Below are 20,602 nucleotides of genomic sequence, written 5' to 3'. Positions count from 1 at the left end.
GCGGCACGCTCGCGAGCACCACCGTACAGCCAACGTAGCTCGGGTAAGCGCAGCGCACCCGGGATTGCCAACGCATAGCGGCAGATCCGTCCAGATATCCCTATTTCCCCGGCTGCGCTGCGCTTACCAGGGCTACGGCGGCGGCAGGAGACTGGCCTTGTTCGGCTTGAAGCTGCTGCCGCGCAGGCTTACTCGTTCTCCAGCAGGAAACGCGCCTTGCCGGCCTGCGGCGTGGTGCCAAACCGCTGTTGCAACAACTCCAGCAGGCGGCGGCGCTGCTCATGCGCATGAGCCTCGCCGTGTCGCAGGGCCAGCCGGAGCCACCCCTGCGCCTGCGCCTCACCGGATAGCTGCGTTGCCTGCTCCCATACTGCTTCCGCCTCCTGCAGCCAGCCGGCCTTGAGGCAGCGCTCGAACGCGGGCTGCGCAAGCTCGGCAACCCCGCCATCGGCCAGCAGCTGCTTCACGATGCCGCGCTGTGCAGCGAGGGCTGACGCATCATCCGCATCCAGCCGCAATACATCGGCAGCACGCGCCCGCATCTCGGCGCTATTGCCGGCATTGGCAGCCACCCGGTAGCGCGCCAGCGCAATATCCAACCGTTGTGGTTGTTCGACCGCCAGTGCACTCAATACGCGCTCGGCAGCCGCATTTTCAAGACGCCCCATGTAGTACTGGGCCTGCTCCCAACGCTGATCGTCGACCGCCACCTCGGTGTCGTCCGCCATATAGTCCTCGCGGGTCTGCCGGCCCAGCACCAGCATGCCACCCAGCAGCGCACCGCAGATCAGTCCACCAGCGTGCGCGTCGAAGCCAATGCCTGCTTCATCATTGGTCAGCAGGTTGAACACCTCCCAGCCCAACCACAACGGCAACAGCCAGATCGCCGGCGCGCGCACATAGTCGAAGATCACCCCGAACCAATAGAAGAAGCGCACCGGGCGCATTCCCCAGACCACGCAGAACGCCCCCATCACCGCTGCGATGGCACCGGATGCGCCGAGCCCGCCGCCGACTTCGCCCCAGCGCCACAACACGCTGGCCACACTGGAACCCATCGCTCCCAACAGATACAGGCCGAGAAAGCGCCAGCCCCCGAGCGCGCCTTCCAGCAACAGGCCAAGTACCACCAGGAACAGCATGTTGCCCAGCAGATGCATCACGCTGCCGTGCAGGAAAGCGGCTGACAGCAATCGCCGCGGCGACCATTCCGAACTGCGCAGGATATGTCGCAGGGTGAATACCTGGTCCAGCTGCGCCTGGTACTCGCGGCGCAATGGCGCCCATGCCGCCTGTTCGTCTTCCGACCCGAACAGGCCACCACTCTCCAGCGCTCGCTGGAACGCAACATCGCTCAAGGTCGCCATGCCAACGTAGCGGCCCCGCTGCCCTGCCGGAATTGATTCCAGTTCGGCCAAGGCATCGCCCTGCGCAGTCATACGCAGATGCTTCTCGTAGGCGGGCAGCTCGTATTCGGCCAGCCCGGACTGCTGGTACCAGTCCTGCGCCGCCTGCACCTTCTGCTCATCACCGGCCTGCCAGGCGAAAAACACGTAGATATTGATCAGCACCAGCAACACGGTCACCAAGGGCAGCGTGCTCAGGTTGAGCGGTTTATGCAGCGGCAGGATCAACATCGGCCGGACTTCCTTGTCGGAGAACGCAGAGCTTCAGCCATGGATTGGCCTTGCGCAAGCAAGCCCGGCTACCATGCCGGCATCCACGCAACGCAAGACCGCAATGAGCCGCTGGCGTCCCCCTGCAGAAAAAAGCACCGCCCTGATCACTGCCCAGGGCCATGCCCGGCTCAAGGCCGAGCTGGATGAATTGTGGCGGCAGCGTCGGCCGGAAGTGGTCAAGGCGCTGGCGGCCGCGGCCGCTGAAGGCGACCGTTCGGAGAACGCCGAGTACACCTACCGCAAGAAGCAGCTGGGCGAGATCGACCGCCGCGTGCGCTACCTGAGCAAGCGGCTTGAAGCCCTGCGCGTTGTCGACACCACGCCCAGCGATCCGGAGGCCGTGTTCTTCGGCGCGACGGTGGAATTGGAGAACGTGGATTCGGGGCAGACCGTGATCTACCGGATCGTCGGCCCCGATGAAACCGATGCGCCAGCTGGCTGGATCAGCATCGACTCGCCTTTGGCGCGTGCATTGCTCAAGAAACGCATCGACGATGAATTCGCGGTGGAGCTGCCCAGTGGACTGACCCGCTTCGCGATCATCGACGTCAACTACGGCTGAGCCTGAGCGGCACCGGATAGGCGCGACCTTCGCGTAACGGACGGAAGTAGTCGGCCAATTGGTAAAAGGCCGCATCCTGGGACGCATGCCAACCAGGGATGCCGGCCAGCGGCAGTGGACGCAGCTCGGCGGGGTCCGCGAGCAAGCGGTCGCCTTCGATTGCTGCAGCTACTGCGGCAACACACGCCACGTCGTCATCGCCAACGACGACCAGGCACTTTCCGACGAGAAGGCGTTCGGGCAGCAATGCCTGCTCCATCAGCGCATGGCCAATCACCGCGCAGACCGCGATATCGCCTGCGCGCCACCCATCCGGATTGAACAGCGCTGACCAGTCATGCCGATCCCATGCCGCCAGCACGCCCGCATCGCGCACACGCACGATCAACCCGGTTTCATCGAACTGGGTCAATGCAGCCTGCGCGCGATTGCGCTGGCTTGCCCCCATCACTGCGATATGCCGGCACTGCTGCGCGTTGAGCGCGCGTTTGATAGCGAAGTGACGTGCCCACACCATCGCGTTGAACAGGTCATGCCAGTTCTGCTCGCGGGTGGCGATACGGCCCTGTGCAATACGTTGCTCGTAGTGCAGGCCGTCAGTCAGCAACGCCTCGTCCTGGGCGACAAAGCGCTTGCCTTGCACGGGCAACTGCACAGTGAGTGCATCGATGCCCGGCCAATCGGCAGCCCGCATCAACGCCTCGAAATCGCGGAAGTCCGCGAACAGCGGATGATCAAAGCACTGCGATTCAACCTGCCCGCGCAATGGCGCTACAAAACGACGCCGGCTCACGCCGGCATCGTTTGCGGCCGCTGCGGTGGTCACAGCACCTTGAGGTCGAACGGTGCGGCCTTGGTTTCGATCAGCGCGTCGCCGAACAGATCGTGCTCGTCGCTGTCGGTGATCTCGACATTGACGAATTCGCCCACGCGCAGCTTGGCCTCAACAGCATTCTGGATATGCACCAGACCGTCGATTTCCGGCGCATCGGCCTTGGAGCGGGCAACGGCGATGCCGTCTTCGATGACATCGACCAGACATTGCTGCACGCTGCCGATCTTGGCTTCGAGCTTGGCGGAGGAAATAGCTGCCTGCTTCTCCATGAAACGGGCAAGACGCTCCTGCTTCACTTCTTCAGGCACCGGGTCCGGCAGCTGGTTGGCGGTTGCACCTTCCACCGGCGAGTAGGCGAAGGCGCCGACGCGGTCAAGCTGAGCGGTATCGAGGAAGTCCAGCAGCTGCTCGAACTCGGCATCGGTTTCGCCCGGGAAGCCAACGATGAAGGTCGAGCGCACGGTAATGTCCGGCGCGATCTCGCGCCAGCGCAGCACGCGCTCCAGGGTCTTGTCGACCGCACCCGGGCGCTTCATCAGCTTGAGGATGCGCGGGCTGGCGTGCTGGAACGGGATGTCCAGGTACGGCAGGATCTTGCCCTCTGCCATCAACGGCACCACGTCGTCGACGTGCGGGTACGGATAGACGTAGTGCAGGCGGGTCCAGGCATCGAGCTCGGACAGGCCTTCGCACAGAGCCTTCATGCGCGTGGCGTATTCCTTGCCGCGCCAGGTACCCGGCGCGTACTTGCGGTCCACGCCATAGGCCGAGGTGTCCTGCGACACCACCAGCAACTCGCGCACGCCGCCCTTGACCAGGCGCTCGGCCTCGCGCAGCACCTCATCAACCGGGCGCGAGACCAGATCGCCACGCATCGAGGGAATGATGCAGAAGCTGCAACGGTGGTTGCAGCCTTCGGAAATCTTCAGATAGGCGTAGTGGCGCGGGGTCAGCTTGATGCCGTAGTCCGGCACCAGATCCACGAACGGATCGTGCTTGGGCGGCAGCGCGGCATGCACCGCCTCCATCACCGTGGTGTAGTCCTGCGGACCGGACACCGACAGCACGTCCGGGTAATGCTCGCGGATCATGTCGCCCTTCTTGCCCAGGCAACCAGTGACGATGACCTTGCCGTTCTCATTCATCGCCTCGCCGATCGCGTCCAGCGATTCAGCCACGGCCGAGTCGATGAAGCCGCAGGTATTGACCACCACCACATCGGCCGAATCATAGGACGGCACGATGCTGTAGCCCTCAACCCGCAACTGGGTGAGGATGCGCTCGGAATCGACTAGGGCTTTCGGGCAGCCAAGGCTGACGAAGCCGACTTTGGGGTTCAGCTGGGACATGATCTGGAAATCCTGTGGCCGGGCCGGAATGGCAGCGAGGCCGGAAAGCCGGGCAGTATACCGGGCCACAGCCGCGGCGCCCTGCGGCTGGCTTAATACGCGAGAGAGCTGATAATCAGTCTCATCGCTGGAATTACTAGCCGATGAACCCGCTCAAGCCCCTCTCCCGCCAGCGGGAGAGGGGTTGGGGTGAGGGGAAGCTCCTGGCAAGCAGACCCCTCGCTCCAAAAGCTCCCCCCATCCGCCCTTCGGACACCTTCCCCCGCAAGCGGGAGAAGGGAGCCAACCCAACACCTTGGAGCCTGCCCCATGCCCAACTGGATCACCCTCCCCACCCCAATCGGCCCGGTGCGCGCCTGGCAGGCCCTGCCCTCCAGCAACACACGCGCCGGCCTGGTGGTCATACAGGAAATCTTCGGCGCCAATGCGCATATCCGCCATGTCGCCGAGCAGTACGCCGCCGAGGGCTATGCGGTGCTGGCGCCCTCCTTCTTCGACCTGATCGAACCGGACCTGCAGCTGGACTATGACGCGGCCGGCGTCAGTCGCGGCAAGGCGTTGGTCGACGAGCTAGGCGTGGACCGCGCGGTAACCGTGGTCGAAGCGGCCGCTGCTGCGCTGGCGCCCCACGGCAAGGTCGGCACGGTCGGCTATTGCTGGGGCGGCACCATCGCCATGTTGGCTGCGCAACAGCTGGGCCTACCTTCGGCCAGCTACTACGGCGCACGCAACGTGCCGTTCCTAGATACAGCGTTCAAAGCCCATGCGATCTTCCACTTTGGCGACCAGGACGCTTCGATCCCAGCAGCCGCCGTTGCAGCGCACCGTGAAAAGCAACCCGACTTGCCTGTATATGTCTATCCAGCCGACCACGCCTTCAACCGCGAGGTCGGCATGCACTACCACCCAGCCAGCGCCGACCTGGCGCGCGAACGCACCTTGGCCTTCTTCAGCGAGAACCTGCGATGACCGAAGCTGTGACGTCCGATTTCGTACTTGATACCCGCCTTGCTGCCGACAGCGTGCTGATTGCCGATGGCCCCCTGTCGCAGATCCGCTTGATGAACGACGACCGCTTCCCCTGGGTCGTGCTGGTACCGCGTGTGCCCAACGCCAGCGAATGGATCGACCTGGACGGTGCCCAGCAACGCCTGCTGCTGGCCGAGATCAACCAGATCTCCCAGCACCTCAAGCACAAGCCCAATGTCAGCAAGATCAACATCGGTGCGCTCGGCAACATCGTGCGTCAGCTGCACGTGCATCTGATCGGCCGCAACGAGAACGACGCCGCTTGGCCGGGCCCGGTCTGGGGCAGCGGCAAGGCACAGCGTTTCGATCCGGAGGTGCTGGCCGAACGTGTCGAAATCTGGCGCCAGCGGCTACGATAAGCACCTTCTCCCTTACGGACTCCGCAAGCCGATGCGCTCCAATCTGATCGCCGCCCTGATCCTGATCATCGTTGGCCTGTTTTTCCTGGCCAAGAACCTCGGCTGGATCAACGGCAACATCGGCAGCATGCTCGCCACCTGGTGGCCGGCCATCCTGGTGGCTGTCGGTATCGGCATGTTGTTCGGACGCGGCAAATAAGCCGCACCGCCGGATCCTGCACAAAGAAAAAGGCGCCTCACGGCGCCTTTTTCATTTCAGCCCAGGCCGCACTCAGGTGCGCGGGAGAGTGACGCCGGTCTGGCCCTGGTACTTGCCGCCACGATCCTTGTACGAGGTCTCGCAGATGTCGTCCTTGTCGGCCTGGAAGAACAGCATCTGCGCCACGCCCTCGTTGGCATAGATACGTGCCGGCAGCGGCGTGGTGTTGGAGAATTCCAGCGTCACGTGGCCTTCCCACTCCGGCTCCAGCGGGGTGACGTTGACGATGATGCCGCAGCGCGCATAGGTGCTCTTGCCCAGGCACACCACCAGGGTGTCACGCGGGATGCGGAAGAATTCCACCGTGCGTGCCAGCGCGAACGAGTTCGGCGGGATGATGCACTCATCGGCCTCGATGTCGACGAAGCTCTTCGGGTCGAAGTGCTTGGGGTCGACGATGGTCGAGTTGATGTTGGTGAACACCTTGAACTCACGCGAGCAACGCACGTCGTAGCCATAGCTGGAGGTGCCGTAACTGACGATGCGCTGGCCATCCACCTGCTTGACCTGGCCGGCTTCGTACGGCGCGATCATGCCGTGCTGTTCGGACATTTGGCGGATCCAACGGTCGCTCTTGATGCTCATTCAGTGATCCTGTTCACGTTGTGCCGCAGCATACCTGCGGCCGGGGGTGGTCGATTCTAGCCTAGAGCCGGCCAGGAGCCGGCAAGCAATGGCCTGCCAGCAACTTCTGCACACTCTATATAAGGCAAGGCCCGCTGAGCGGGCCTTGCTTGCTACCGAGCTGGCGACTGCCTCAGATCAACGAGGACAGGATCGGAATGCTGGCGCGTGGGCGCTTGGCCAATTCTTCCGCCATCCGCTGCGCCGCCGACATATAGGCCTTCGCCGCGGCCGAATCGGGCTGCGCAACCACGATAGGCGCACCCACATCACCCTGCTCGCGGATGCCGATGTCCAGCGGCAGCGAGCCCAACAACGGCACCCCGTACTGCTCGGCCATGCGCTGGCCGCCACCTTCGCCAAACAGGTGCTCGACATGACCGCAGCTGCTGCAGGTGTGCATGGCCATGTTCTCGACGATACCCAGCACCGGCACCTCGACCTTTTCGAACATATTCAAAGCCTTGCGTGCATCCAGCGTGGCAATGTCCTGCGGCGTGGTAACGATCACCGCGCCGGCCACCGGGATTTTCTGCGACAGCGTCAGCTGGATATCGCCGGTACCCGGCGGCAGATCGATCAGCAGGAAATCCAGGTCGCCCCACAGCGTGTCGTTGAACAGCTGGGTCAGCGCGGAAGTGGCCATCGGGCCACGCCAGATCATCGGGGAGTCCGGCTCGATCAGGAAACCGATCGACATCGCCTCGACCCCGAACGCCCGCAGCGGCTCGATGGACTTGTTGTCCGGGCTCTCCGGCCGCCCGCTCAGGCCCAGCATGGCCGGCACGCTGGGGCCGTAGATATCGGCGTCCAACACGCCGACCTTGGCGCCCAGCGCTTTCAGCGCCAACGCAAGGTTCACCGCGGTCGTGGACTTGCCTACCCCACCCTTGCCCGAGCCAACCGCAATGACATTGCGGATACGTGAATGGGGGGAGAGCCCCTTCTGCACCTTATGGGCGCCACCCAGCGAAATCGACCTACTCACTTGCAACCTCTGCTTTATTTCAGATGCGAACTATAGCGCGAGGTACTGAGCAGTCTCTTTCTTACGCTGTTTCAGCGAAAACAATCATGAGTCAGCATCCCTGACAAACTCAGCGCTCGCAAGGCAAGGCAAATATGCACCGTGCCCCCCGCTTTGTTGAGTTCTACCGGCCCTGAAGGGCTATGCCTGCTTCCTTGAAAGCCAACGAGGATCCATGGCCTGCCAGTCGGCCGCTCGACCCAGCTGCGCAACTCCTGCCCATCGAGGCGCCCAACCACACACGCCAATTAAGTTGCAAGTGAAATCATTTGCCAAATGCGGCGGAAACTGTGCAATTAACGTTAAGGTCATGTTACGTTAACCTTACTCACTGCGCTGTAACACACTGAAATGACGCCAGTGACAGGGAAAAGTCTTTAAATTTCAAGGGGATTCATCCACGTGCACATCAACAAAATTACTTCCGCAAAGCGTTCAGCCTTGGCCATCGCACTGTTGACAGTACTGGCTGCACCTGCCGTCTCGTACGCCCAAGATCAGGGCGCGGCGACACCGAGTGCCCAGCGCGCTACCACGCTCGATCGCGTTTCAGTCACAGGCTCCCGCATCAAGAAGAGCGACGTAGAAGGCCCCACTCCGGTCGTCGTCATTACCGCTGCAGATATCGAGAAGGAAGGCTTCAATACGGTCTACGAAGCACTCACCACGCTAAGCCAGGTGACCGGCGACGTACAGAACGAATTGACGCAGAGTGGCTTCACTCCAAACGCCCAGTTCCTGAATATGCGTGGCATGGGCCCGGGCTACACCCTGATCCTGATCAACGGCAAGCGCATGGCTGACTACCCGCAGCCCTACAACAGCAGGTCCAACGCGGTCAGTCTGAGCAGCATTCCCGCCGCAGCGGTCGAACGCATCGAGGTTCTGACCGGCGGCGCGTCAGCTATTTACGGTTCCGACGCGGTGGCTGGCGTTGTCAACATCATTACCAAAACCAATTTCGAAGGGAATGCGATCAAGATCCGCGCGGGTACTACTACCCGTGGCGGTGGCGATACTGGCTTGTTCCAGTTCACCGGCGGCAAGAGCGGCGACAACTGGAGCGTCACCTACTCGGCGGAATACCTCAATCGTGAGGAAATCTTGGCATCGCAGCGCGATTTCATGGATTCCTACTACGACAACCCCGACTTCAAGGGCAAACCGGATTTCACCACCGCGACCAGTGGCGTCTATCTGTATCGAAACACTGGGGCTCAGTATGTGTGGAAGGGCAACGATGGCAGCCTGAACAATTCGGTAGCCAACCTGCGTGAGGCCTGCGCGGCCACATCGTCGGAGTTCACCCCATATAACTCCTCTGCTTCGGTGTCAAACAGCACACCGAATCGCTGCGGTTATTTCGGTTATCCGGCAACCCAGTCCATCCAGAACGCCTACGACAAGACCTCTGGCTACATCGCTGGCAACTATGACTTCAGCAATGGGATCCAGGCTTACGCCCAGGCGCTGTTCACCGACAGCAGCAACAAGGGCTATAGCTCCACCCAGTTCTGGCAGACACCTGGCTATGTGTACGACCCGACCCTCGGCTACGTACAGGCCCAGCGCATCTTCACTCCAGAGGAAGTTGGCGGCGCACAGGCCACGACATATGACGAAACCTCGATCAACGTGGTTGCTGGCCTGCGAGGTTCGTTCGCAAACAATCGCTTTGATTGGGATGCGAGCATTTCGCACTCCAAGTTCGACTACGACACCACCCGCCCCCGCTTCTTGACCAATAAGATCAACGACTATTTCCTCGGCCCGCAGCTCGGCACCGTCGGCACCTATAGCGTGTACAACGTTGATGTTGACCGCCTGTTCAGCCCGATGACGCCTGATGTGTATCGCTCGTTGATCACCAACGTGCGCAACAGTGGCTCTTCCAAGAACACAACCGGAAGCTTCACCATCAGCGGTGACTTGTTCGACCTGCCAGCTGGCCCGCTGGGCGCAGCATTGGTGTTTGAGGCCGCAAGCCAGGAATACACGCTTGATCCCGACGTGCGCTCCACCGTCACGTATACCGGAGCTGACAAGATCTACAACCTCACAGCAACCGGCGGTGGCGGTGAGCGCGACCGCTATGCGGCTGGCCTTGAATTGAGCATTCCGATCTTCGATTCGCTGAAAGCCAGCTTGGCAGGTCGATTCGACAAATACGACGACGTGACCAACGTTGATGGCGCGTCGACTTGGTCCGCCGGCCTGGAATGGCGTCCGTTTGAGAGCCTGCTGTTGCGCGGCAACTACGCAACCAGCTTCCGTGCCCCCGACATGCATTACGTCTTTGCCGGCCAATCCGGCTCGTACTCTTACATTGTCGACCAACTGCGCTGCCGTGAGGCCGGCTTGGATCCGAAGAGCACCGCCTGCACGAATGACACCGACTACTACTACCAGGCTTTTTCTACCCGCCAAGGCAGCAAGGAACTGGAAGAAGAAACCGGCAAGTCGTTCACCGTTGGTTTCGTCTGGGACATCATCGACGACTTGGCGCTGACGGTGGATTACTACAACATCAAGCTTGAAGGCGCAGTCGCTGACATCGACAGCGACTACCTGTATCGCAATGAAGCCGATTGCCGCCTGGGTGTTACGACCTCTGGTTCGGTCGTCGACGGCAACTCGGCCGCTTGCCAGTACTTCAAGAGCCTGGTGACCCGCGACGATACCGCCCTGGGCGAGAACAAGGTCACTGGCTTCACCTCGATCCCGTACAACCAAGCCATGACCCGCACCTCGGGTATCGACGCAGCATTGGACTACAAGTTCGATACTGATCGTTGGGGCCGTTTCGGCGTCCAGATGAAGTACACCCATGTGCTCAAGTTGGAAGATCAGGATTTCCCGGGTGGCGATATCGTCAACACCCGAGACCACCTGCAGTACTTCAACTACCGTAGCAAGGCCAGCCTGACCACTTCATGGAGCAAGGATGACTGGAGCGCAACTGTGTACGGCACTCGTACGGGTTCGCTGCCAAACTGGGCTGAAACCGGCCGTATTGCGCCGTACCTGGTGTGGAACCTCACCCTGAACAAGAAGATCACGAACAAAGCCTCCGTTGGCCTGCAAGTGCTCAATGTGTTCGACAAGCTGCACCCGGCGGACGATACCTACAATTCCTACCCGTACTTCTTCCGCTCGTACTCTCCGGTAGGCCGCCAGATCTCTGCTGAACTGAACTATAAGTTCTGATCAGATAGTTCTGGAGAATCAAGAAGAAGCCCGGTTTCTGCCGGGCTTCTTTCTGAAAGGATATTGAATATGCCCCCAAAATGGGGCTGAGCGCCACCACTGCGCGCTAAAAAGCAAGGAGCTGACAATGAAGAAAGTTATTGGCCTGACGCTGGCCCTATCCATTGGCGCAGCCTGTTCCCCAGTGTTTGCTGCCCAGGACATCCAGGACTTCATCGGCCGTCCAACCTACGGAACAGCAAAAATCTCACCCGATGGCCGCTACCTGGCAATCACCGTGGACAAGGGCGATCAGGACGTCCTGATTGTATTGAACGCTGCTGACCTCAAGCCACTGAAAATAAACCAGCTGCCCGATAAGAAAAGCATAGGCAGTTTTTACTGGGTCAGCCCAGAGCGCCTGATGTTCGATGCTGTCAAGAAATTGGGGGGCTACGCCGCTCCATTCAGCATCGGAGAATGGTACGCAGTGAACGCGGACGGCACCCAACCGCGACCGCTCATCTTCCAGGGGACGCGCGACGCTACCCAGCAAGCCAAGAGCATCGGCAACGAACGTTACTCGTTGGTCGACACCCTGCGTAACGACGACGACAACGTGATCATGCAGGCGACCTCAGCACGGTCCAGCGAAGGCGTTGGGACCGAGCTTTTCAAGGTCGACGTAGTCAGTGGGCGTCGCACGTCTTTGGGCCGAGCCCCCAAGGAAAACTGCAGCATTACTCTTGACGAAACCAAACAGCCGCGATTTGCCGTCTGCAGCTCTTCACGTGATGAAAGTGGCGAGTACGCCGAACGTTCCGAACTTTACCGCCGTGATGCGCAGAGCTGGACACTGATCAATTCCTCAAAAGCCGAAGGCAAACACTTATCCGTTGAACGCACCACCGAAAGCGGAACCGTCTATGCCTCTTTGGATGATGGCAAGACGCCAGCTGCTATCGGAACACTCGACACCAGCAGTGGCGAGTTCAAACAGCTGTTCTCCGACCCCATCGCCGAAATCTCCGGAAACATCTGGTCCACCGATCTGAACACGCTGATCGGCGTCATCACCGAGGCCGGGGCACCGGCGGTAACGATGCTAGATGAAGCACATCCGGATGCCCAGCTTTATACCTCCCTCGCATCTGCTTTTGACGGCCAAATGGTGGGCTTCTCCAGCTTCACCAATGATGGCAAGAAGATTCTCGTGTCCGTCTACAGCGACAGTAACCCCGGAGAGCTATATCTGTACGATAGGGATACCGGTAAAGCTCGCTTCCTGATGTCGCGCAGGACCCAACTCGACCCGAAGAAGATGGCAACCACTCGCCCCTTCTCCTTCACCGCGCGAGATGGCCGTACGGTTCATGCTTACTTGACCATCCCCAATGGCAGCGACGGCAAGAATCTGCCGTTGATTGTCAATCCCCATGGAGGTCCTATTGGTCCTCGCGATGATTGGGCTTTCAACCCTGAGGCGCAGCTGTTCGCCAGCCGAGGCTATGCAACCCTGCAGGTCAACTTCCGCGGCTCAGGCGGCTACGGCAAGGAGTTCCAGAACGCAGGTCACCGCCAATGGGACCAGAACATACAGAACGATATCCTCGATGCCACACACTGGGCACTGGACAACGGCTACGTAGATAGGAGTCGCATCTGCATTTATGGCGGTAGCTTTGGTGGCTACTCGTCGATGATGGCACCGATCCGCGAGCCAGGCCTGTTTCAATGCGCCTTTGGCTATGTCGGCGTCTACGACATCGACATGCTTTTCAAGAAAGGCGACATCCCGCAAAGCGATTCCGGGCTTCGCTATCTTCGCCGCACCCACGGTAGCGACCGCGCTGACTGGCAGCGTGCATCCCCAGCCCTGCGGGCGAGCGAAGTCAAGATTCCGGTTTACCTTGCAGCCGGCGCTCGCGATGCTCGCGCCGTACCCGAGCAAACCGAGCTGATGAACAAAGCACTTATTGCGGCGGGTAACCGCCCTGAAGGAATGATCATCCAGTCCGGCGAAATGCATGGCTTCTATGGTGACGAAGCACGCCTCAAACTCTATACCGAGATGTTGAATTTCTTCGATCGCCACATCGGCACGAAACAATAAAAATGGATACCCTGTCATCGGATTTTGCCGGTGACAGGGATATCATCAACATCGACAAAATCTCGCCTATAGCACTGACTCGCCCGTCACCGAGCCATCATGAAAATAAAACTGTTCCTTGCCGCGCCAGTACTGGCACTTTCACTATTGTCCAGTGCTGTTACGATCGCCGCGGAGAAGCTACCCGCCGACCCGACAATGGACCCCCTGATGAGGTCTGCCGGCTTTCTTTCCAGCCACCCAGACCTCAGATTCCGGCTACTGGGCCTGGAGAAACTGAAGAACAACGAACCAGAAAAGGCTTTCACTTACTTCAAGCGTGCTGCTTATTATTCGGACAAGCCGTCCCAAGGTATGGTTGCCGAAATGCTTTGGAACGGCCAAGGTGTAACCGCGGACCGCAGTTTGGCCTATGCATGGATGGATCTTGCGGCGGAGCGCGGCTACGCCGGTTTTGCTGGTTTGCGAGAGCGCTACTGGGCTCAACTCGACGACATCGAACGTGAACGTGCGGTGGAACTGGGGCAAGAGGTCTACGCTCATTACGGTGATGAAGCGGCATCGCCCCGCTTGGCGCGCGTCCTGCATCGTGGCCAGCAAGGTGTGACCGGCAGTCGCTTGGGTTCAGCTGGCGCACTGACCATCTACGTCCCAGGTCCGGATGGAGAGGGCATGCAGATCTCGGGCTCCAAATTCTATGACCGCCGCTATTGGGATCCACAGCTATATCAGCAATGGCATGATCAGGTGTGGATGAAGCCGCGCATTGGTTCGGTGAATGTCGGCGCAGCCAGCCAGATTCCGCCCAGCATCAATGAGCACCGCATACCCAAAGTGCAACCACAAATTGATGCCGAGGAACCCGCTACCGACGACGCAATGCCTAATCTGCAGGGCGGCAATACAAAGCCTTGAATTCCATGCTTAGAGCGAAAAAAGCAACGGCCGCTTTTGCGGCCGTTGTCTTTTTGGTCCCTGCCTCACACCTTCAGGCCTTGCACAATCTACCCGAAGAAAACTCATGCAGCTGGAAACAGAGCTCTTAGCGACCATTGCCTTCACAACTAACGGGGACTCTGGAATGGAGGATTCGCGTTTGAATAACTCGCTTCGGCTAAAAATATCGCTCATTGAGATTGGTGAAGAAATAGCTTAAACCCATGTCTTCCAAAAATTTTTGGCCCTAAATACGCAACTTGGCTGACACAGGATTTCCATTCCCCATCGAATTACCACTCGTAGAATCTACTAAAACCGGGTCTTCTGCATCCAAACCCGCTCGGCTCCAACGATTTCGCTCATCAACCGACCAGGTCCGCCATAATCACGTTTGCCGCATTGTGCCCCGGCGCACCAGTAACCCCACCCCCAGGGTGTGCGCCCGATCCGCAGAGATACAAACCAGGCAGCGCCCCCTTGTACCCCGCCTGCCCCAGCATCGGCCGCGCACTGAACAACTGGTTCAAGCTCAGCGCGCCATGGAAAATATCGCCGCCAATCAGGCCGAAGGTCCGCTCGAGATCCAGCGGGCTCATGATCTGCCTGCCTAGCACCGAAGCAGCAAAACCCGGCGCATGCTTGTCGACGGTGGCGATCATCAGATCCGCGACCTCTTCGCGATGATCGTCCCAGCTTCGTCCATCCGAAAGCTGGGGCGCCACGTGCTGGCAGAACAGGCTGGCCACATGTTGCCCGGGGGGCGCCAGCGAGTCATCCAGCGTGCTGGGAATCAGCATCTCGACGATGGGCTCGCGTGACCAACCGTATTGACGCGCATCCAGATAGGCGCGATCCATGTAGTCCAGGCTCGGGGCGATAATGATGCCAGCGGTCAGGTGATCACCGAGTCCCGGCAGCACGCTGAAATCAGGCAGCTTCGACAAAGCCACATTCATGCGGAATGTTCCCGAGCCGCAGCGCCAGTTGGCCATGCGCTCCAACGTAGCCGCCGGCACATCGGCAGGATCGAACAGGCGCTCGTAGAGCAGCTTCGGATTGACGTTGGCAACGATGGCAGAGCCGCGCAGCACGTCGCCACCGGCCAATACAACGCCGACTGCACGCCCCTGCTCCACCAACACCTTCTCGACGGCGGCATCAGTACGAATCTCGACACCGGCCTCAACTGCCGAGCGCGCCATCGCCTGGGTGATCGCGCCCATGCCACCGATGGCATGCCCCCAGGCGCCTTTGACGCCATTGCTTTCACCAAACACATGGTGCAACAACACGTATGCGGTACCGGGAGCGTAGGGGCTTGCGTAGTTGCCGACGATTCCATCGAAACCGAACAAGGCCTTGATCGGTGCGCTTTCGAACCAACGGTCCAGGTATTCGGCAGCGGAGATGGTGAACAGATCCATCAACTCCTGCTGCAAGCCCGGATCCAGGCGCTGCAGCTGCCGGCCCAGCTGCCCTGCCTTCCACAGCTCCGGCAACGCACGCAACCAACTCGCACCGCTGATGTTCGGCGGCGCCTGCAGGGCCTGCGCACGCAGCACATCGGCAAAAATCTCCAAGCGCTGTTCGTACTCGGGCAGGCGTGCCGCATCGCGTGCGGAGAAGCGCGCAACCTGTTCGGCAGTGCGCCCGCCCCCGGCCAACAGATACTCGTCATTGCCCAAGGGCAGGAAGTTGTTGAGCTTGCGCGGCACCACCCGCAGGCCGTGCCGCTCCAGCTCCAGCTCGGCAATCACCTTGGGTTGCAGCAGCGACACCGTATAAGAGGCCACCGAGTTGCGGAAACCGGGATGGAACTCCTCGGTGACGGCTGCGCCTCCGACTACTGATCGTCGCTCCAATACCAGTACGCGCTTGCCGGCCCTCGCCAGATAGGCCGCGCACACCAGCCCGTTATGGCCGCCGCCGATCAGGATCGCATCCCACTGCTTGCTTGATGTCTTGGTCATTCCCGCTGTATAGCACCGGCCAGCCGTCGCCGCCCATAGGAATACGCCCGCCGCGACCCATGACCTTCTACACCCCTTCCTCATCGGTTTCAGGCGTATCTTCCTGCTTCGGCCCCGGACTCCGTGGCCTCACTCATGCTTTGAAACCGGCCTGGAGGCCTTTCCCGTGATCGTTCGCAAACCCCAGATTCTCCTGCTGTCGCTGGCTGTCGCCGCCGTGCTGACCGGTTGCCCCAAGCAGGAAGAGCAGTCCCCGCCGGCAGCCACCGCCGCTGCCCCGGCCGCCACTGAGCTGAAGCTGGACGAGTCCAAGCTGCCGGCCTACAACGCCTTCACCGCTGCCGACCTCGACGCCAGCAAGGACGCATGTACCGACTTCAACGGTTACGTGAACGAAAAGTGGCTCAACGCCAACGAAATTCCGGCTGACCGCACCAGCTGGGGCGCCTTCACCATCCTCGACGAGCGCTCGGTTGCCGTGCAGCACCAGCTGGCCGAGCAGGCTGCTGCAATGAAGAACGCCACCGGCATCGAGAAGATCGTCGGCGACTTCTGGGCCGCCGGCATGGACGAAGCCAAGATCAACAGCCTTGGCATCACCCCGCTGAAGGCCGACCTGGCCGCGATTGACGGCCTGCAGGACACCGCCGCACTGGCCGACTACCTGCGCAGCACCGCTGCCAAGGGCGAGAACTTCCTGTTCGGCTTCGGTCCGGAAGCGGACTTCAAGAATTCGTCCATGAACATGGCCTACGCCAGCCAGGGCGGCCTGGGTCTGCCGGACACCACCTATTACACCGACGCCAGCAAGGCCGACAAGCTCAACGCCTACAAGGCCCACGTGGCCAAGGTACTGGAGCTGAGCGGCGTGGCCGCAGCCGACGCTGCCAAGCAGGCCGAGGACGTGATCAAGTTCGAAACCCGTCTTGCCAAGGCCTCAAAGTCCAGCGTCGAGCTGTCGCGCGACGTCTCGCTGTACTACAACCCGGTCACCGTGGCTGATGCCGACAAGCTGACCCCGAACTTCAGCTGGACTGCGTTCTTCCAGGCACAGGGCATTGCCGCACCGGCGACCTTCTCGCTGGCGATGCCGGCCTTCCACGCGGAAGTGAGCAAGATGCTGGCCGACACCGACCCGGCAGCCTGGCGCGCCTACCTGCGCTTCCACACCGTGGACGGCGCCGCGCCGTACCTGAGCAATGAGTTCGTGCAGGAGAACTACGCGTTCTACGGCAAGGAACTGAACGGCCAGAAGGAAATCAAGCCACGTTGGAAGCAGGTGCTTGGCACGATCGAGAGCGATGCCGGCGACGCCTTCGGCCAGATGTACGTGAAGGTCGCCTTCTCGCCCGAGTCCAAGGCCAAGATGGAAGAGCTGGTCAAGAACCTGGCCGGCGCGCTGAAGGACCGCATCCAGAACCTGACCTGGATGAGCGACGAGACCAAGGCCAAGGCCATCGCCAAGTGGGAAACCTTCACCCCGAAGATCGGCTACCCGGACAAGTGGCGTGATTGGAGCGGCCTGAGCACCACGCACGATGACTACCTGGGCAATGTGCGCGCTGCCAATGCCTTCAACTACAAGTGGGCACTGGCCAAGATCGGCCAGCCGGTGGACAAGACCGAGTGGGGCATGACCCCGCAGACCGTCAACGCCTATTACAACCCGCTGCAGAACGAGATCGTGTTCCCGGCCGCCATCCTGCAGCCGCCGTTCTTCGACCCGAACGCCGACGACGCGCTGAACTACGGTGGCATCGGTGCTGTCATCGGCCACGAAATGACCCACGGTTACGACGACCAGGGCAGCCGTTTCGGCCCGACCGGCAACTTCGAGAACTGGTGGACCCCGGCGGATTCGAAGGGCTTCGCTGGCCTGACCGGCAAGCTGGTCAACCAGTTCAACGAGTACAAGGTAGGCGACCAGAGCGTCAACGGCTCGCTGACCCTGGGCGAGAACATCGCTGATCTCGGTGGCCTGGCCACGGCCTACGACGCCCTGCAGAAGGCTTCGGCCGGCAAGGAAGACGCCAAGGTTGACGGCTTCACCCGCGACCAGCGCTTCTTCTTCAACTGGGCAACCGTGTGGCGTACCAAGTACACCGCCGAAAACGCCAAGGTCCGCCTGGCTACCGATCCGCACGCCCCGGCTCAGTTCCGCGCCATGGGTGCGCCGTCGAACCTGCCGACCTTCGCCGCTGCGTTCCAGTGCAAGGCCGGTTCGCCGATGGTCCGTGCTGGCGACAAGCAGGTTGTGATCTGGTAATCGCTGCCCTGCAGTAAGAACCGAAGAAGGCCCGGCATTGCCGGGCCTTCTTTTTTCAGCGTTTCTTTGTGGGAGCGGCGTCAGCCGCGAAGCCGACCAGGTCCAAAACGCCAGAAATCAACGCAATCCAGTCAATGCCAGCCGCATCATCTGCAGTGACTTCGCGGCCGACGCCGCTCCTACAACCACTGGTTTTGATGCAGCACCCAAATCCGTGCCCTGCCCCGGCACCAATCCGCCGCCAGCTTGTTAAACTCCGCCCACTTTGTCCTTCTGCGGATATGCACCACATGCCCAACGTTCGCCCACTTACCCTGGCCCTGGCCTTCTCCCTGGTGACCGTGCTGTCCACCAACGATGCGCAGGCCGCCCGCAAGAAGCCTGCGGCACGGGCACCGGCAGTGAGCGCAGCCTGTACGGATTTCTACGAAACCACCAACGGCAACTGGCTCAAGGCCAATCCGGTGCCGCAGACCGGCGCGGTCAGCGCCCTCGGCACCCTGGCAGAGAACACCCGCACCCAGCAGCGCCAGTTGCTGGATCGCGCGATGACCGCGCCGCAAGGCAACGTGCAGAAGCTGCTTGGCGATTTCTGGGCCAGCGGCCTGGATGAGGCCGCGGTTGAAGCCGACGGCTCCAAGCCGATCGCACCGCTGCTGACCCGCATCAACGCCATCAAGAAGGCCAAGGACATCCCGGCCTCGATCGCTGCACTGCATCAGGTCGGCATCCCGGTGGCGTTCAACTTCGCCCCGGACGTGGACCTGAAGGCATTGGACCGCCATATCGGCTACTTCATGCAGGGCGGCACCGGCCTGCCGGACCCGGCGTTCTACACCCGTACCGATGCCGACACCGTCGCCCTGATGGGGCGTTACCGCGCCTATGTGAAGCAGATCCTGGCGCTGACCGGCACCCCGGCCGCACAGCTTGATGCCGAGTCTGCGCTGGTCATCCAGCTGGAAACCGAGCTGGCGCGCAGCGCGCACTCGGTTGCCGACATCAACAACCCGTTCAACAACTATGCGCCGGTCTCCACCAAGGACCTCAACAGCCGCTACCGCAACCTGCAGCTGGATGCCTTCCTGAAGGTGCAGGGCGTGAACGACGACCTGGTGTCGCTGGCCGACCCGGCGCTGTTCCAGCAGCTCAACGGCATGGTCAGCCGCCTGCCGGCCAACCAGTGGAAGGCCTACCTGCGCTGGCGCGTGGGCGATGCGATGGCGCCCTACCTGTCCAAGGCCTACCGCGACGCCGAATTCGAGTTCCGTGGCCGCCTGCTGCGTGGCCAGGCCATCGCCCCGGCGCGCCCGGACGCCGTGCTGGATGCCATCAACGTGGCCGCCGGTCCGATGCTGGGCCACGAATACGCCGCAACCTACCTCAACCGCGATACCCGCCGCCAGGCGGGCGTCATGGTCGACCAGATCCGCGAAGCACAGATCGCCGCGGTCAAGCGCAGCAGCTGGCTCAGCGCCGAGGCCAAGACCGAAGCCGAAGCCAAGCTGGCGGCGATGAAGATCGAGATCGGCACCCCGCTGCGCGATCTGGACTACACCGTGCAACCGATGGGCCGCGGCAGCTTTGGCGGCAACATCCTGATCGCTTCCACCTGGCGCCACGCCCAGGAAATGAAGCGCATCGGCAAGGGCAACGCCGACCGCCGTTGGGACGTGCTGCCGCAGCAGCCGTCGATCGCTTACGACATCGCCCAGAACCGCTTGATCGTGACGGCCGCGGCCCTGCAGGGGCCGATCTTTGCCGCCAACGCCAGCAATGCCGAGAAGTTCGGCGCTTTCGGTGGCCTGGTCGCGCATGAAGTCAGCCGCGCGATCGACGTCAAGGGTGCCATGATCGACGCCAAGGGCGAACTGCGCAGCTGGTGGACGCCGGCTGACAAGAGCGCCTGGACGCTGCTCGGCAACCGCGTCGCCGCGCAGTACAGCGCTTACCCGTTCCCGGGCGTCAAGGATGCCAAGGTCAACGGTGAGCTGACCCGCGACGAGAACATGGCGGATCTGTCGGGCATGGAGATCGCACTGGAGGCCTTCACTGCCGCCCAGGCTGATGCCAAGCCCGCCGACAAGCAGGACTTCTTCAAGGGCTGGACCAGCCTGTGGGCGCAGCAGTTGTCGCCGAACGAAGCCGTGCAGCGCCTGAGCACCGACGTGCGCGCACCGGGCCGCTGGCGCAGCAATGCACCGCTGTCCAACCTGCCGGAGTTTGGCGCCAGTTTCAGCTGCAAGCCGGGCCAGCCGATGCAGCGCACCGACGCCGAACAGATCAGGATCTGGCGTTGATGCCTCGCTGACAAAAAAAGCCGCGGATTCCGCGGCTTTTTTTGTTTTGTAGTGCCGAGCCATGCTCGGCTGAGGCTTTACCTGTGATGCCCCTTTGCCGAGCAT

The 20,602-nt window shown here is 61.3% G+C and carries 15 protein-coding genes; 9 read left to right on the top strand and 6 right to left on the bottom strand.

Going from position 1 to position 20,602, the window contains the following annotated elements; all coding sequences use genetic code 11:
* Positions 1 to 188 precede the first annotated feature (188 nt).
* Positions 189 to 1,637 carry a rhomboid family intramembrane serine protease gene (locus QMX78_RS03575; RefSeq protein WP_282266599.1) on the bottom strand — a complete coding sequence of 483 codons (1,449 nt, stop codon included), beginning with the start codon at positions 1,635 to 1,637 and terminating at the stop codon, positions 189 to 191.
* A gap of 103 nt (positions 1,638 to 1,740) precedes the next feature.
* On the opposite strand from QMX78_RS03575, the gene greB reads away from it, so the two are divergent.
* On the top strand, positions 1,741 to 2,241 hold the full coding sequence (gene greB, locus QMX78_RS03570) for a transcription elongation factor GreB (protein ID WP_282266597.1): 501 nt from the start codon (positions 1,741 to 1,743) through the stop codon (positions 2,239 to 2,241).
* Here the strand turns inward: greB and QMX78_RS03565 are convergent.
* A complete protein-coding gene (locus QMX78_RS03565; RefSeq protein WP_282266595.1) occupies positions 2,228 to 3,034 on the bottom strand; it encodes a DUF3025 domain-containing protein in 807 nt (268 codons plus the stop codon). The two genes, greB and QMX78_RS03565, sit on opposite strands and share 14 nt — an antisense overlap.
* 29 nt (positions 3,035 to 3,063) lie before the next feature.
* Positions 3,064 to 4,425 (bottom strand): 30S ribosomal protein S12 methylthiotransferase RimO, encoded by a 1,362-nt coding sequence (gene rimO / locus QMX78_RS03560; RefSeq protein ID WP_282266593.1) that lies wholly within the window; start codon positions 4,423 to 4,425, stop codon positions 3,064 to 3,066.
* 309 nt (positions 4,426 to 4,734) lie between these two features.
* On the opposite strand from rimO, the gene QMX78_RS03555 reads away from it, so the two are divergent.
* The 3 genes from QMX78_RS03555 to QMX78_RS03545 are packed head-to-tail and all read left to right on the top strand — an operon-like array spanning position 4,735 to position 6,012.
* On the top strand, positions 4,735 to 5,394 hold the full coding sequence (locus QMX78_RS03555; RefSeq protein WP_282266591.1) for a dienelactone hydrolase family protein: 660 nt from the start codon (positions 4,735 to 4,737) through the stop codon (positions 5,392 to 5,394).
* Positions 5,391 to 5,813 carry an HIT family protein gene (locus QMX78_RS03550; RefSeq protein WP_282266589.1) on the top strand — a complete coding sequence of 141 codons (423 nt, stop codon included), beginning with the start codon at positions 5,391 to 5,393 and terminating at the stop codon, positions 5,811 to 5,813. The genes QMX78_RS03555 and QMX78_RS03550 overlap by 4 nt, the downstream gene beginning before the upstream one ends.
* A gap of 31 nt (positions 5,814 to 5,844) precedes the next feature.
* Positions 5,845 to 6,012 carry a DUF5668 domain-containing protein gene (locus QMX78_RS03545; protein ID WP_089153126.1) on the top strand — a complete coding sequence of 56 codons (168 nt, stop codon included), beginning with the start codon at positions 5,845 to 5,847 and terminating at the stop codon, positions 6,010 to 6,012.
* Positions 6,013 to 6,084: 72 nt separating this feature from the next.
* Here the strand turns inward: QMX78_RS03545 and dcd are convergent, their stop codons facing one another.
* Complete coding sequence (dcd, locus tag QMX78_RS03540) at positions 6,085 to 6,657, bottom strand: dCTP deaminase (protein ID WP_282266583.1); 573 nt, start codon at positions 6,655 to 6,657, stop codon at positions 6,085 to 6,087.
* Positions 6,658 to 6,829: 172 nt separating this feature from the next.
* Complete coding sequence (gene apbC, locus QMX78_RS03535; RefSeq protein ID WP_282266641.1) at positions 6,830 to 7,672, bottom strand: iron-sulfur cluster carrier protein ApbC; 843 nt, start codon at positions 7,670 to 7,672, stop codon at positions 6,830 to 6,832.
* Positions 7,673 to 8,125: 453 nt separating this feature from the next.
* Here apbC and QMX78_RS03530 point away from each other — a divergent pair, with 453 nt between their 5' ends.
* From QMX78_RS03530 to QMX78_RS03520, 3 genes are all read left to right on the top strand, one after another.
* Entirely contained in the window at positions 8,126 to 10,930 is a 2,805-nt protein-coding gene (locus QMX78_RS03530) for a TonB-dependent receptor (protein WP_282266581.1), read from the top strand.
* Positions 10,931 to 11,057: 127 nt separating this feature from the next.
* On the top strand, positions 11,058 to 13,022 hold the full coding sequence (locus QMX78_RS03525; protein WP_282266579.1) for a S9 family peptidase: 1,965 nt from the start codon (positions 11,058 to 11,060) through the stop codon (positions 13,020 to 13,022).
* A 99-nt stretch (positions 13,023 to 13,121) separates the two neighbouring features.
* Positions 13,122 to 13,937 carry a hypothetical protein gene (locus QMX78_RS03520; RefSeq protein WP_282266577.1) on the top strand — a complete coding sequence of 272 codons (816 nt, stop codon included), beginning with the start codon at positions 13,122 to 13,124 and terminating at the stop codon, positions 13,935 to 13,937.
* Between the two features lie 386 nt (positions 13,938 to 14,323).
* Here the strand turns inward: QMX78_RS03520 and QMX78_RS03515 are convergent, their stop codons facing one another.
* The gene (locus tag QMX78_RS03515; protein WP_282266575.1) at positions 14,324 to 15,931 is read right to left on the bottom strand and encodes an NAD(P)/FAD-dependent oxidoreductase; all 1,608 of its coding nucleotides are present in this window, start codon (positions 15,929 to 15,931) and stop codon (positions 14,324 to 14,326) included.
* A 169-nt stretch (positions 15,932 to 16,100) separates the two neighbouring features.
* On the opposite strand from QMX78_RS03515, the gene QMX78_RS03510 reads away from it, so the two are divergent.
* Together QMX78_RS03510 and QMX78_RS03505 are read left to right on the top strand one after the other, a co-directional pair.
* Positions 16,101 to 18,197, top strand: a complete 2,097-nt coding sequence (locus tag QMX78_RS03510; RefSeq protein WP_282266639.1) for a M13-type metalloendopeptidase — start codon at positions 16,101 to 16,103, stop codon at positions 18,195 to 18,197.
* A gap of 290 nt (positions 18,198 to 18,487) precedes the next feature.
* Positions 18,488 to 20,497, top strand: a complete 2,010-nt coding sequence (locus QMX78_RS03505; protein WP_282266573.1) for a M13 family metallopeptidase — start codon at positions 18,488 to 18,490, stop codon at positions 20,495 to 20,497.
* Positions 20,498 to 20,602 lie beyond the last annotated feature (105 nt).

The organism is Stenotrophomonas sp. PS02298 (assembly GCF_029959445.1).
Taxonomy (GTDB): Bacteria; Pseudomonadota; Gammaproteobacteria; order Xanthomonadales; family Xanthomonadaceae; genus Stenotrophomonas.
Note: the sequence above shows the minus strand (reverse complement) of the source record. Positions and strands in the feature narration are given on the sequence as shown.

Coding starts and splice junctions, on each gene's coding strand:
- QMX78_RS03515 (WP_282266575.1), bottom strand. CDS start 15,931: ATGACCAAGACATCAAGCAAGCAGTGGGATGCGATCCTGATCGGCGGC.
- greB (WP_282266597.1), top strand. CDS start 1,741: ATGAGCCGCTGGCGTCCCCCTGCAGAAAAAAGCACCGCCCTGATCACT.
- QMX78_RS03505 (WP_282266573.1), top strand. CDS start 18,488: ATGCCCAACGTTCGCCCACTTACCCTGGCCCTGGCCTTCTCCCTGGTG.
- rimO (WP_282266593.1), bottom strand. CDS start 4,425: ATGTCCCAGCTGAACCCCAAAGTCGGCTTCGTCAGCCTTGGCTGCCCG.
- QMX78_RS03545 (WP_089153126.1), top strand. CDS start 5,845: ATGCGCTCCAATCTGATCGCCGCCCTGATCCTGATCATCGTTGGCCTG.
- QMX78_RS03550 (WP_282266589.1), top strand. CDS start 5,391: ATGACCGAAGCTGTGACGTCCGATTTCGTACTTGATACCCGCCTTGCT.
- QMX78_RS03575 (WP_282266599.1), bottom strand. CDS start 1,637: ATGTTGATCCTGCCGCTGCATAAACCGCTCAACCTGAGCACGCTGCCC.
- QMX78_RS03520 (WP_282266577.1), top strand. CDS start 13,122: ATGAAAATAAAACTGTTCCTTGCCGCGCCAGTACTGGCACTTTCACTA.
- QMX78_RS03525 (WP_282266579.1), top strand. CDS start 11,058: ATGAAGAAAGTTATTGGCCTGACGCTGGCCCTATCCATTGGCGCAGCC.
- QMX78_RS03555 (WP_282266591.1), top strand. CDS start 4,735: ATGCCCAACTGGATCACCCTCCCCACCCCAATCGGCCCGGTGCGCGCC.
- dcd (WP_282266583.1), bottom strand. CDS start 6,657: ATGAGCATCAAGAGCGACCGTTGGATCCGCCAAATGTCCGAACAGCAC.